13 protein-coding genes and 1 riboswitch are annotated in these 12849 nt (G+C 66.0%); of the genes, 6 read left to right on the top strand and 7 right to left on the bottom strand.

What is annotated here, in order from left to right; genetic code table 11:
* Nucleotides 1–57 precede the first annotated feature (57 nt).
* Complete coding sequence (locus AC1DGP_RS05440) at nt 58–1362, top strand: NAD(P)H-dependent oxidoreductase (RefSeq protein ID WP_476775164.1); 1305 nt, start codon at nt 58–60, stop codon at nt 1360–1362.
* 49 nt (nt 1363–1411) lie between these two features.
* Nucleotides 1412–2545: a PQQ-dependent sugar dehydrogenase gene (locus AC1DGP_RS05435; RefSeq protein WP_476831812.1), complete on the top strand. Its 1134-nt coding sequence runs from the start codon at nt 1412–1414 to the stop codon at nt 2543–2545.
* Between the two features lie 17 nt (nt 2546–2562).
* On the opposite strand, the gene AC1DGP_RS05430 is transcribed toward AC1DGP_RS05435, so the two are convergent.
* From AC1DGP_RS05430 to AC1DGP_RS05415, 4 genes are all read right to left on the bottom strand, one after another.
* Nucleotides 2563–2865 carry a hypothetical protein gene (locus tag AC1DGP_RS05430; protein ID WP_069879702.1) on the bottom strand — a complete coding sequence of 101 codons (303 nt, stop codon included), beginning with the start codon at nt 2863–2865 and terminating at the stop codon, nt 2563–2565.
* A gap of 159 nt (nt 2866–3024) precedes the next feature.
* Nucleotides 3025–3786, bottom strand: a complete 762-nt coding sequence (locus AC1DGP_RS05425) for a class I SAM-dependent methyltransferase (protein ID WP_441489428.1) — start codon at nt 3784–3786, stop codon at nt 3025–3027.
* 5 nt (nt 3787–3791) lie between these two features.
* Nucleotides 3792–4148: a DMT family protein gene (locus AC1DGP_RS05420; protein WP_476775162.1), complete on the bottom strand. Its 357-nt coding sequence runs from the start codon at nt 4146–4148 to the stop codon at nt 3792–3794.
* A gap of 70 nt (nt 4149–4218) precedes the next feature.
* Nucleotides 4219–4479 carry a SemiSWEET family sugar transporter gene (locus AC1DGP_RS05415; RefSeq protein WP_476775161.1) on the bottom strand — a complete coding sequence of 87 codons (261 nt, stop codon included), beginning with the start codon at nt 4477–4479 and terminating at the stop codon, nt 4219–4221.
* Between the two features lie 137 nt (nt 4480–4616).
* Here AC1DGP_RS05415 and AC1DGP_RS05410 point away from each other — a divergent pair, with 137 nt between their 5' ends.
* On the top strand, nt 4617–5795 hold the full coding sequence (locus AC1DGP_RS05410) for a lytic murein transglycosylase (protein ID WP_476775160.1): 1179 nt from the start codon (nt 4617–4619) through the stop codon (nt 5793–5795).
* Nucleotides 5792–6193 (top strand): RidA family protein, encoded by a 402-nt coding sequence (locus AC1DGP_RS05405; RefSeq protein WP_441489424.1) that lies wholly within the window; start codon nt 5792–5794, stop codon nt 6191–6193. Before AC1DGP_RS05410 ends, AC1DGP_RS05405 begins: the two co-directional genes overlap by 4 nt.
* Before the next feature lie 15 nt (nt 6194–6208).
* On the opposite strand, the gene AC1DGP_RS05400 is transcribed toward AC1DGP_RS05405, so the two are convergent.
* From AC1DGP_RS05400 to thiB, 3 genes are read right to left on the bottom strand one after another with little or no spacing between them, the layout of a single operon-like run.
* Nucleotides 6209–6907 (bottom strand): thiamine ABC transporter ATP-binding protein, encoded by a 699-nt coding sequence (locus AC1DGP_RS05400; RefSeq protein ID WP_476831811.1) that lies wholly within the window; start codon nt 6905–6907, stop codon nt 6209–6211.
* A complete protein-coding gene (locus AC1DGP_RS05395; protein WP_441505258.1) occupies nt 6900–8441 on the bottom strand; it encodes an ABC transporter permease family protein in 1542 nt (513 codons plus the stop codon). The genes AC1DGP_RS05400 and AC1DGP_RS05395 overlap by 8 nt, the downstream gene beginning before the upstream one ends.
* A 4-nt stretch (nt 8442–8445) precedes the next feature.
* Complete coding sequence (gene thiB / locus AC1DGP_RS05390) at nt 8446–9465, bottom strand: thiamine ABC transporter substrate binding subunit (RefSeq protein ID WP_441505259.1); 1020 nt, start codon at nt 9463–9465, stop codon at nt 8446–8448.
* Nucleotides 9466–9531: 66 nt separating this feature from the next.
* Nucleotides 9532–9643: riboswitch (TPP riboswitch) on the bottom strand.
* A 156-nt stretch (nt 9644–9799) separates the two neighbouring features.
* Here thiB and AC1DGP_RS05385 point away from each other — a divergent pair.
* Both AC1DGP_RS05385 and leuB read left to right on the top strand, forming a co-directional pair.
* Nucleotides 9800–11389: an ABC transporter substrate-binding protein gene (locus tag AC1DGP_RS05385; RefSeq protein ID WP_441505260.1), complete on the top strand. Its 1590-nt coding sequence runs from the start codon at nt 9800–9802 to the stop codon at nt 11387–11389.
* 282 nt (nt 11390–11671) lie between these two features.
* A complete protein-coding gene (gene leuB, locus AC1DGP_RS05380) occupies nt 11672–12781 on the top strand; it encodes a 3-isopropylmalate dehydrogenase (protein ID WP_441489419.1) in 1110 nt (369 codons plus the stop codon).
* Nucleotides 12782–12849 lie beyond the last annotated feature (68 nt).

The following is a 12849-nucleotide window of genomic DNA, read 5'->3' as shown; positions in this document are numbered from 1 at the left end:
GTCGCCGGATCGACGCGCGTGACTCTGCCCGAGATCATTGAACACCGGAGCGTCGTCATGAATCTGATGCCACTTCTCGCCACCCGCCGCGATGCAGGAAAGCCCGTACGCGTCGCACTGATCGGGGCCGGAAAGTTCGGCTCGATGTTCCTGTCGCAGGTGCCCCATATTGCGGGGCTGGAGGTCGCTGTCATTGCCGATCTCGATCCCGAGCGGGCGAAGCGCGCGTGCCGGCAGGTCGGCTGGGACGAGGCCCGCATCGAGGCGACCCGCTATGTCGCGGACGGCGCCGAGGCGGCTGCGATGGACGGTATCGAGGTCGTCATCGAGGCAACCGGCCATCCGGCCGCCGGCGCACACCATGCACTGGCGGCGATCACCGCCGGCAAGCATGTGGTGATGGTCAATGTCGAGGCTGACGTGCTGGTCGGCCCGGTGCTCGCGACCCGTGCTCGGGCCGCGGGCGTGGTCTATTCCATGGCCTATGGCGACCAGCCGGCGCTTGTCTCGGAGATGGTCGACTGGGCGCGTGCGACCGGATTCACGGTTGCCGCGGCTGGCAAGGGCACGAAATATCTGCCGGCCTACCATCAGGTCACGCCGGACGATGTCTGGACCCATTACGGGCTGACGCCCGAGGCGGCCAAGGCGGCGGGCATGAACCCGCAAATGTTCAACTCCTTCCTCGATGGAACGAAGTCGGCGATAGAGATGGCGGCGATCGCCAATGCCTGCGGGCTCGACGTGCCGGAGGCCGGCCTCGCGTTCCCGCCCGTCGGCGTCGACGACCTTGCCCATGTGCTGCGGCCGAAGGCGGTCGGGGGGCAACTCGATCGCGACGGCATGGTCGAAGTGGTGTCTTCGCTCGAGCGTAACGGGCGGCCTGTGTTTCGCGACCTGCGCTGGGGCGTCTATGTCGTGCTGAAGGCGCCGAACGACTACGCCGCGGCCTGCTTCAAGCAATACGGCCTGCCGACCGATTCCACCGGCCAATATGCGGCGATGTACAAGCCGTTCCACCTGATCGGGTTGGAGCTTTCGATGTCGGTCCTCAACGCGGCCCTGCGCGGCGAGCCGACCGGCAGCACCCGCGAGTGGCGCGGAGACGCTGCTGCGGTGGCCAAGCGTGACCTCAAGGCCGGCGAGATGCTGGACGGGGAGGGCGGATACACGGTCTATGGCCGCTTGATGCCGGCGCGGGCGAGCCGCGAAGTCCGCGCCCTGCCGATCGGGCTCGCGCATGGCGTCAAGCTCGAACGGGATGTCGCGGCCGGCCAGGCCGTGACCAGCGACGACGTCGCGCTCGACGAGACCCAGGCGATCGTTTCACTTCGGCGTGAGCTCGAAGCAACCGAGTGGTGATTCCGCGCGTTTTGCCTCACTGACGTTCCGCTACGACAGGGAGAGTTCCATGCGCCACAGCGTTCTTGCCGCCTGCTTCAGCGCCACGCTTTCAGTCCTGGCACTGTCGGCGACGGCCGATGCCCAGCAGCGCTTCCCATCGAGCGCGGGCGAGCTGGTCGTCGAGACGGTGGCGAGCGGTCTGGAGCATCCCTGGGGCCTCGCCTTCCTGCCTGACGGGCGCATGCTCGTGACCGAAAGGCCGGGCCGGTTGCGGCTGGTTTCCGCCGCGGGCGAGATTTCGCGGCCGATCGCGGGTGTGCCGAGCGTCATGGCACGCGGGCAGGGCGGGCTGCTCGATGTCGCGCTCGATCCGCAATTTGCCCATAACCGGCAGATCTATCTCTCCTTCGCGGAGCCGCGCGCCAATGGAAACGGCACCAGCGTCGCGCGCGGGCGTCTCAATGCGGGCGGCACCGCGCTCGAAGGGATGAGCGTGATCTTCCGGCAGATGCCGACGATCAACAGCAACATGCATTTCGGCTCGCGATTGGTCTTCGACCGGACGGGCGCGCTGTTCGTCACGGTGGGCGACCGCTTCAGCCAGCGCGATCAGGCGCAGAACCCGGGCAATCACCTTGGCAAGGTCCTGCGGATCAGCCCGGAGGGAAAGGCGGCGGCGGGCAATCCAAAAAAGGAGGGCTGGCAACCGGAGATCTGGTCGATCGGCCACCGCAACGTGCAGGGCGCGACGCTGCATCCAGAGACCGGGCAACTCTGGACCGCAGAGCACGGCGCGCGCGGCGGCGACGAGATCAACACGCCGAAGGCCGGGCTCAACTATGGCTGGCCGGTGATCACCTACGGGATCGACTATTCCGGCGCGAAGATCGGTGAGGGCACATCGAAACCCGGTATGGAGCAGCCGCTGTTCTACTGGGACCCGTCGATCGCGCCGTCCGGCGCGACCTTCTATACCGGGCAAATCTGGCCGGCCTGGAAAAACTCTCTCTTCGTTGGCGCCCTTGCCGGGCAGATGCTGATCCGCCTCTCGACACAGGGCGAGACGGTCACCGGCGAGGAGAGGCTGTTGACCACGCTCAGCGAGCGCATTCGTGACGTCGGGCAAGGCCCCGACGGTTATCTCTACCTGCTGAGCGATGATGCCAACGGCAAGATCCTGCGGGTCAGGCCGGCGCGGTAAGCGCCGGAGCGGGCGCGTCAGGGACCGCAATCCCATTCGTTCTCGATGACGAAGGCATTGCGCGTCGAGAGCTGACCGCGCGTGTCATAGAGATCCCCGACATAATAGGACGTACCGGCGTCGTCGCGGGCGTTGCGCTTGACCTGCAGCGACCAGCCGTAACCGACATGTTTTCCGCCGCGCCAGGTTGGGTGGACGTCGCCTGTGCTGGCGGAGGCGAGGATCCTGGCGCGGTCGTCGCTCGGGCTGCAGGTCGGGCCGGCGAGCGCCGGCGTCGAGAGGCTCAAGATGGATAGGGCGACGAGGATAGCTTTCTTCACGGCAGTCTTCCTAGGTGGTCGGGGTGATACGGTCATCCCGGCCGCAGCGAAGCTGAAGGCCGGAAACCATTCTTGAGCCCGGCACCGACCCGACGTGCCGGACGGCAGCGCTATGGCGGCGTGTCCGGAATGACATACGGCAGGCAGCGCGCCGGCAGCTCAGGTGATGTCCGCCAGCCGGGTGTCGAGCGACAGCACCAGGCACCAATGCGGTTCGAAGTCGGCGCCCAGCGGCCAGATCTGCTCCTTGAAGATATCGAGCATCCGAGCCTGATAGCGCTCGAACCAGTGCTGCTCGCAGAGCACGAATTTGGTGGCGCCGACAATCGTCTCACGGTCGATGATGCAGAGCGGCACAATCTGAGGGTGTGCATCGAGATAGGCCTGCACCGCGACCATCAACGTCGGGTAGCCGGGATGCAGCATGTCATCGAGAACGATCAGCCCGCCATCGGCCAGGCAGGCGGTGGCGAGTGCGAGATCTCTGGCGAGCGCCACGCGGGAATGCTCGCCGTCGATGTGGATGAGACGCAGCTTCGCGTCGCCGGTGTGCTTCAGCAGGTCGACTGGCGCCATCGCTCCCGCATCGCCCTTGATCGTGACGCGCCGCTCGGGGCCGATGCCGTGCTTCAGGCAATTCGCCTCGAAGCGTTGCTCAACCTCCGGATTCGGCCACTCGAAGATATCGATGCCGAGAGCGACCTCGCCCGGCTCGAGCGCATGGGCGAGAGCGATGAAGAAGCGTCCCTCGAAGGCGCCGATCTCGGCAACCGGGCCATGCAGCCCTTCCTCGGTTTGCAGGCGCAGCAGCCGCGCGCAGATCGCCGCGGCAAAGCGGGACGACATGCCGACGACTCCGTCATAGCCATTGGCGAGATAGGCGGAGACCGCGGGATGTCCGGGCGAAGGGAGATTGGCCATCCTGCTTACGCCTTGCCCTGGAAGATGAAGAAGGCACCGGCCGCAATCAGCGCGAAACCGATCGCATGGTTCCGGCCGAGCGGCTCCTTGAGCCAGAGCACGGAAAAGCCGGCGAAGACGGTGAGGGGGATGACCTCCTGCATCGTCTTCAGCTCGGCGGCGGAATAGACCGCATTGCCGATGCGGTTGGCAGGGACGGCGAGCATGTATTCCGGCAGTGCAATCATCCAGCTGGCGAGGATGGCGAGCCAGATCGCGGTGCTCTTGTAGCTGAGATGGCCATACCAGGAGAAGGTCTTGAAGACATTCGAGCCGACAAGCATGGCGGTCGGCAGGAGATGGGCGGTGGAGAGAGTTGGCATGGGGATTGGCGGTCCGAGGCTGTGTCTACAGAAAGCCTAACCAGCGTGCGGGGTTCCCGATAGAGCCGGTTCAGCCGTAGCGCAGCTTCATGGTCAGGATGGTGAGGACCAGCACCAATGTCACGGCATTGGCGCCGATCAGCGGCCAGGACATCAGCAGGAGCCCGTAGACCAGCCAGAGAATAATGCCGAGCGCGAAGAATATCTGCGTCCAGAGCGAAATCGCGCGTGTGTCCCGGGTCCGGATCGTGTGCCAGGCCTGGGGCAGCCAGCACAGGGTCGTCAGCGCGGCTGCGGTGAAGCCGAGGAGCTCGGTTGTGGCGACAGGCATGGGCGGCATCGCCTCGAATCAGGTCAGGCCCCTGCCATAGCCGTCTTTTGCGACTTTTGCGCGCAGTTCGCGCATGGTTAATCTCCTTTAACCATTCGGCCCTAGTTTTGCGTCATTCCTTGGGTTTCGGTGGGTTCATGCGCGCATTCAAACTGGCTTTTCCGCTCATCCTCTTCGCGTCCGGCGCCCAGGCGGACTTCCAGTCCTGCATTGCCGGCCTGCGTTCGGAGGCTGCAGCGAAAGGCGTGTCCGGCGCCACCTTCGACCGGGCCATGGCGGGCGTCACGCCCGACATGAAGGTGATCGAGGCGATGAACAACCAGCCGGAGTTCAAGACTCCGATCTGGGATTATCTCGGCACGCTGGTCGATGAGGAGAAGGTGGCGGAGGGGCGCAACATGCTGCGTCAGCATGCCTCGACCCTCGCCGCGGCCGAGCAGCGTTTTGGCGTCGACCGCCATGCCATCGTCGCGGTCTGGGGCGTCGAGAGCGATTTCGGCAAGGCGCGCGGAAAGATGCCCCTCGTCCAGGCGCTCTCGACCGGCGCCTGTCTCGCACCGCGTCGCAACGCGTTCTTCAAGGGTGAGCTGATCGCGACGCTGCAGATCATCCAGCGCGGCGATGTCCGGGCCGACCGCCTGATGGGTTCCTGGGCCGGCGCCTTCGGCCACACCCAGTTCATCCCCTCGACCTATATGCGGCTCGCCGTCGATGGCGATGGCGATGGACGGCGCGATCTCGTCGACTCGATTCCCGACGCACTACATTCGACCGCCAACTTCATGGCCAAGGCCGGCTGGGTGACTGGCGCGACCTGGGGTTACGAGGTGCGCGTCCCCAACGGCTATTCCGGTCCGACCGGGCGCAATCCGAAGCAGCCGCTCTCATCCTGGGCTGCACGCGGGATCGTCAAATATGACGGCTCGGGACTGTCCGGCTCGGGCAATGCCGGGTTGCTGATGCCGGCCGGCCGCAATGGTCCGGCTTTCCTGGTCTTCAAGAACTATGACGCGGCCTACAGCTATAACGGTGCGGATTCCTACGCACTTGCCATATCGCTGCTCTCGGACCGCATCCGCGGCCGGCCGGGAATCCAGGCTGACTGGCCGACCGACGATCCGCCGCTCTCGCGCGAGCAGCGTCGCGAATTGCAGCGCCTGCTGAGCGCGCGGGGTTACAATGTCGGCGAGCCGGACGGCGCCGTCGGTTCGCTGACCAGGGCCGCCATCAAGGAAATCGAATCGCAGATCGGCATGCCGCAGACCGGCCGGCCGGGCGCCAAGGTGTTGCGCGCGCTCAAGGGTGGACGGGGATGACGATGTTGGATCCGAAGCGCCGGCTGATATCCACCGGTTCGCCGTTCGAGCTCGCCTTCGGCTATTCGCGGGCGGTGGTCGATGGCGACCTCGTCTTCGTCTCGGGCACGACTGGCTATGACTATGTCACCATGACGATGCCGGAGGATCCGGCGGAACAGGCGCGCAACATCTTCCGGACGCTGGACGCGGTCCTGACCGAAGCGGGCTCTGCACTCGCCAACGTCGTGCGCGCGCAGTATTTCGTCACGGATCGCAGCTATTGCGAACCGGTTCTCACCGTCTGCGGCGAAATCTTCGGGCAGATCCGGCCAGCGGCCGGCATCTATGTCGTATCCGGGCTACTGAAGCCCGAGATGAAGATCGAGATCGAAATTACGGCCCGGCTGCGCGGTTAGTCGGGACGGCGCGCTTCAGATGCCCAGGAAGCGCCTGACAGGCTCTGGTCCGTCCGACGCCGTCAGGCGCGTCCACGGGCCGGATGCTTCGACGCGGCCATTCCTAACGAAGGCAAAAAGGTCGGCATGGCCGGCCGCCTCTTCCGGCGTGTGCAGCGTCATCAGCACGGTGAGGCCGTGTTCGCGGCGCAGCGCATCGACGCGCTCGATCATCTCGCGGCGTAGCCCGGGGTCGAGTGCGCCGAACGGTTCGTCGAGCAACATCAGCGGTTTGCCGCGCAGGAGGGCGCGGGCGAGGGCGACGCGCTGACGCTGACCGCCCGAGAGCTCCGCCGGTCGGCGGGCTGCGAAGCCGGCGAGATCGACCGCGGCCAGCGCAGCTGCCACGCGCTCGCGCTCGGAGGCGTCGAGCCGCAGTGACGGCTTCAGTCCAAGCGCGACGTTTTCAGCTGCCGTGAGGTGCGGGAAGAGATTGTGATCCTGGAACAGGATCGAGACTGGTCGTCTGGCTGGTGCGAGCAGCAGCAGATCTGCGCCGGCAAAGCGGAGGGTTCCGGCCGCAGGCTGTTCGAAGCCGGCGATGGCATGGAGCAGCGTGGTCTTGCCGCCGCCTGACGGGCCGATGACGGCGCAGAGCGCGCCCGCTGGAATGACGAGGTCGTAGCGCGCCTCGAATCCGGGATAGTTGAGGGACAGGCCCGCCAGCTCAAGCATGACGCGCACTCCAGTGCTCGGTCAGGTAGGCGAGCCCCCCGGCGGAAAGCACCAGCACGAGCGCCAGCGCTCCCGCTTCATCCATGCGATAGGCGCCGAGGCGGTTCGCCAGCAGGTAGGGCAAGGTGGTGAGCTCGCCGCCACCGAACAGAGCAATGACGCCGAAATCGCCGAGCGAGAGCGCCGTGGCAAAGGCGAATGCGGCCGCCAGCGGTGCGCGCAGGGCTGGCCATTCGACGAGACGCAGCCGGGTCCAGCCGGCAATGCCGAGGCTCTCTGCCAGTCTTCCATGGCGCTCGGCGCTGGTCGCGAGTGGCGGTGCCAGCAGCCGATAGGCATAGGGCAGCGCCATCAGGGCGTTGACGAGCGGCACAAGCAGCAGACCGAGCATTGCGGGATCGGCGAGGTTGCGGGTCAGGACGTACAGCCCTGCCACGAAGGCGAAGGGCGGCAGGCCAAGCATGGTGAAGGCGGCAAGGTCGGGAAGTCCCGGGCGCGGCCGGCGTCCGCGCGCGGCGCTGGCGAGCAGTACGGCAAACAGGCAGGCGAGGAGGCCAGCGCCAAGCGCGATCGCCGCGCTCGTCGCGGCAGCCGATGCGAATTCGGCGGTCGCGAGCATCGGTACGGCTGTGAGGCCGCTTGCGATGCTGAGGAGAGGCGGTGCGATCCATGCCGTCGCCAGAATGAGAACAAGGCAGTCCAGCCGCCGCAGGGAAGGGGCGAGGATATCGGGGCGCACCGCATGGCGCTCGGCACTTGCCTCGTCGCGGGCCGCCGGCGCGAGTGCGGCGAGCGCAGTCGCAAGTCCGAGGCAGAGCACAAGCTGGAGGCTGGCGAGAGCGGCCGCGCGGGCGAAATCGGCCTCGAAACGGACCGCTTCGTAGATCGCGACTTCCAGCGTCGCATTGGCAGGCCCGCCACCGAGCGAGAGCACGACGGCAAAGCTCGTGAAGCAGAGCAGAAAGACGAAGGTGGCTAGCGCCGGGGCTTCGCGCCGGATCACGGGCCAGTCGAGATGCCGGAAACAATCGGCGGCGGAGAAGCCGAGTGCCGACGCCAGGCGCCTCCGCTCGCCCGGTTCGCGGCCGAAGGCCTGAAGCAGCGTGCGCGTCACCAGCGGCGTATTCATCAGCACATGCGCGATCAGGATACCCTGGAGCCCGTAGATCGCCGGCGGTTCAGCACCGACGGCACGCGCCAGGTCGCCGAGCAACCCGGAACGGCCATAGATCGCGATGACGCCGAAGACGATCACGATCGTCGGTGCGACGGCGGCGGCGGTCAGCACGGCGAGCAGGAGGTTGCGGCTTGGGAAGCGGCGGCGCAGCAAGGCAAGCGCCAGTGCCGTGCCCAGCAGAAGCGAGAGCAGCATCGACAGGCCCGCCTGGACGGTCGCTCCTGCGACGAGGCGAGCGAGATAGGGGCCGAGCGACGACAGGGCCGCGACGTCGCCGCCGGCTCGCGCCAGCCCGGCGAGCGAGGCGCCGGCGAGCGCAAGGATGGCAAGCGCAGTGAGCGTGGCCGGGCGGAGCAAGGCCTCAGCGGCTCGCTGCGGCGAGCCAGGCGTCGATGAAGGTTCGGCGCTGCGTGCGCACCTCGTCCGGCGTGAACAGCAAGGTTCGTTCCGGCTTGACGACATCGGCGAATGAAGCCGGCAGTCCACCTGTCGCCTGTTTCGCCGGCATCATCCAGTTGCCTTCCGGGATCAGCGATTGGAAGGCGTCCGAAAGCGTGAAGGCGAGGAAGCGTTTGGCGAGTTCCGGCTGCCGCGTCGTGCGCGTCATGCCGGCGAGTTCGACATGCAGATAGTGGCCTTCGCTGAAGGGGGCGGCCTTGTACTGCGTCTTCTTCTCGGCGCCGATGTGATAGGCCGGCGATGTCGCGTAGGAGAGCACCATGTCGGCCTCGCCCTTGAGGAAGAGTCCGTAGGCCTCGGACCAGCCCTTGGTGAAGGTGACGATGCGCGGCTTGAGCCTGGTCCAGGCGGCGTCAGCGCCGTCGCCATAGACGGATCGCATCCAGAGCAGGAAGCCAAGCCCGGGCGCGCTGGTGCGCGGGTCCTGCAGCACGAGCTTTGGCCCATTCGGATCGTCGACAAGCTGCTTCAGGCTGGTGGGCGGCGCGGCAAGTTTGGTTGAATCATAGACGAAGGCGAGATGCCCCCAATCGAAGGGCAGGAAGGTATCGTCAGTCCAGGCGATGGGCAAAGTGAGCGCGGCACGGTCCTGGCCATGGGGCTGGAACAGTCCCGTCGCCTTGGCTTCTGCAGCAAGGTTCATGTCGAGGCCGAGCACGGCATCGGCCTTGGTCGCCTCACCCTCCAGCTTCAGGCGCGCGACGAGGGAGCCGGCATCATCGCTTGCGACCCAGTTCAGCGTGCAACTGCATTGCGCCTCGAAGGCCGCCTTCACTTTCGCGCCGGGACCGTATTTCCCGGTGAAGGAGGAATAAGTGTAGACCGTCAGTGCCGGTTTCTCCTGGGCCATGGACGGCGTCGCGAGCAGGAGCGCCGAGAGCGCGGCGGCGATCCGGGTCAACCGGTTGTTCAGAAAGGTCATGGCGTCACCCCGCATGCATTCGACGGCAGGCCATGACGGTCGAGAGGGAAGGCGGTCTCCGGTTGCGAGACGCCAGTGCTCAATCCCTCCGCCGGCACGATCCGGATCAGGTTCGACGGGTTGAAAGCCCTGCGCTTCCCTCTCAGCCCGAAATCGCCGGGCACCCCGTTGAGACGGTCAAGGGAATAGCGAGCGGGCCGGGGCGAGTCCAGTTGATGCCGCCTGGCCATCGCAAGGGCCATTGCGTCTGGCCGCATGGTCATGCTGGTATATCTCTTGCTTAACAGAAGGCAGGCGCGCCAGGCGCGAAAGCTCAAGAGCAAGGGGATGCCGAATGCGACTCAATCGCCGTCAGATTCTGGCCGGAAGTTCCGCTTTAACCGCTTCCAGCCTCGTTGGATTTCCGTCGCGCGCGCAGTCGCGCGCCAATACGCTGCGCTTCATTCCGTCAACGCCGTTGCCCTCCCTCGATCCGATCGTCGCTACGAGCTATGTTATCCGCAATCACGGCTATCTGATATATGATACCCTCTTTGCGACGGACGCGCAGTTCCGCATCCAGCCGCAAATGGTCGAGAGCTGGGAGACTGCGCCGGACGGGCTGCGCTGGACCTTCCATCTGCGCGACGGACTGATGTTCCACGACGAGCAGCCGGTCAGGGCGCAGGACTGCATTGCCTCGATCAAGCGTTGGTCGGCGCGCGATGCCTTCGGGCAGACTTTCGCGACATTCGTCGAGGGTTACGATGTCGTCGATCAGCGCACCTTCGCCATCCGCCTGAAGAAGCCCTTCCCGATGCTGCCGGACGCGCTCGGCAAGCTCTCCTCGAACGTGCCCTTCATGATGCCCGAGCGCGTGGCCATGATGGAGCCAACCAAGAACATCACGGAGGCGATCGGTTCCGGACCCTGGCGCTTCATGGACAAGCAATGGGTGCCGGGCCAGAACGCGATCTATGAGCGCTTCGCCAAGTACAGGCCACGAGAGGAGGCTCCGTCCTGGGCCGCTGGCGGCAAGGTCGCCAAGATCGACCGTATCGAATGGTTGCCGCTGACCGAGGTTTCAGCCGCAGTCGGCGCGCTGATGCAGGGCGAGGTCGACTGGTACGAACAGCCGCCGGTCGATCTCCTGCCCCTGCTCAAGAGCAATCCCGAGATCGCGATCGAGAACGTGCCGCTGGGACTGATCTTGCTGATGCGTTTCAACCATCTGCAGCCGCCCTTCAACAATCCCGGCATCCGCCGGGCGGTGATGATGGCAATCGATCAGACCGACTACATGGAGGCGGTCGTCGGCAGCAAGGACTACTACAAGGAGTGCAAGACCTTCTTCACGCCGGGCTCGCCGATGTCGACCGGAGCGGGCGGACAGGCTGCACTCGGCAACAATCTGGAGCGGGCCAAGGCCATGCTGCAGGAGGCCGGCTACAAGAACGAGAAGGTGTTGCTACTGGCACCCGCCGACCAGCCGATCGCCTATAACCAGTGCCTGGTGACACAGGAACTGCTGAAGAAGCTCGGCATGACTGTCGATCTGGTCGCGACCGATTGGGCCAGCTTCATCGGCAGGCGTTCCAACCGCGGATTGCCGGACCAGGGCGGCTGGTCGGTGTTCCACACGCTCTGGTCGGGCGCCGACGTGCTCAATCCCGCGCTGCATCCGCTGTTGCGCAGCAATGGCCCTGCCGCCTGGTTCGGCTGGCCGGAGGATGCCACGCTGGAAGGTCTGCGCGATCAGTGGATTGCAACGCCTGAAGTGGCCAAGCAGAAGGAGCTGGCCGCCTCGATCGAGAAGCGCGCCTTCGAGACGGTGCCCTATGCGCCGGCGGGGCTGGTGCAGCAGCCAATGGCCTATCGCAAGAGCCTGACCGGCATGGTGCTCTCGCCCGTCCAGTTCTTCTGGAACATGGAGAAGAAGGCCTGAGGACGGAGCACCCGTTGCCGTCGGGATACTGGCTGATGCCAGAGGCACTGCGCTAGCGGCTCCGATCCGGAAACCATCGTCGCGCTCTGCGACGGCTTCCAGCTCTCCGCTTCACTCCGGCCGGAGTGAAGCGGTTCGATGCTGGTGCCGATCGTACAGCTTCTGCTTGCCGCGCAGGCGCGCTGCCCCGCGGCTGCGCTTGCGTCACTCCCGTTCCCCGCCTAATCAGCCCGGCAAGGCCGCTCTGGCCCCAGCAACATCCGACAAACGCGTGAGGCGACCATGGCGACCCACAAGCTCCTCCTCCTGCCGGGCGACGGCATCGGTCCCGAAGTGACCGGCCAGGTCGAGAAGATCGTCGGCTGGTTCGAGAGGCAGGGCCTCGCCTCCTTCGCCATCGAGCGCGGACTTGTCGGCGGCGCTGCCTATGACGCGCACAAGGCGGCGATCTCGGAAGGCGACATGAAGCTCGCCCAGGATGCCGATGCGGTGCTGTTCGGCGCTGTGGGCGGCCCGAAATGGGCGGATGTGCCCTATCAGCATCGCCCCGAAGCCGGCCTGCTGCGCTTGCGCAAGGATCTTGGCCTGTTTGCGAATCTGCGGCCTGCGATCTGCTATCCGGCGCTGGCTTCCGCCTCCTCGCTCAAGCCCGAGGTGGTCGAGGGGCTCGACATCCTGATCGTGCGTGAGCTCACCGGCGGCGTCTATTTCGGCGAGCCCAAGGAGATCGTCACGCTGGAGGACGGTTCCAAGCGCGGCGTCGATACCCAGCTCTACACCACGCCCGAAATCGAACGCATCGCGCGCGTCGCCTTCGAGCTGGCACGCACCCGCCGCAACAAGGTCTCCTCGGCCGAGAAGCACAACGTCATGAAGACCGGCGTGCTCTGGAAGCAGACGGTCACGGCCCTGCACGCCAAGGACTACCGGGATGTCGAACTCGAGCATGTGCTCGCCGACAATTGCGCCATGCAGCTCGTGCGCTGGCCGAAGCAGTACGACGTCATCGTCTGCGACAACCTGTTCGGCGATATTCTCTCCGACGTCGCGGCGATGCTGACCGGCTCGCTCGGCATGCTGCCCTCCGCTTCGCTTGGTGCTGAAGATCCGGCCACCGGCAAGCGCAAGGCGCTTTACGAGCCCGTCCACGGCTCGGCTCCCGACATTGCCGGCAAGGGCCTGGCGAATCCGATCGCGATGATCGGCTCCTTTGCGATGGCGCTGCGCTACTCCTTCGGCGCCATCGAGGCGGCCGACCGGCTCGAAGGCGCGATCGCCGATGTGCTTGGCGCCGGCACCCGCACCAAGGACATCGCCGCGCCGGGCGCCAATGCCGTCTCGACCGCCGAGATGGGCGATGCGATCGTCAAGGCGCTGGAAGCGCGCGGCTGACGCGTCCACTCCAAACACTCCGACGTCATCCCGGTCCTGCGCTTCGCTTGGGCCGGGATGCATGGAGC

It is taken from the genome of Allobosea sp. 05T433 (genome assembly GCF_056396065.1).
This window is presented reverse-complemented; position numbering and strand designations above follow the sequence as displayed.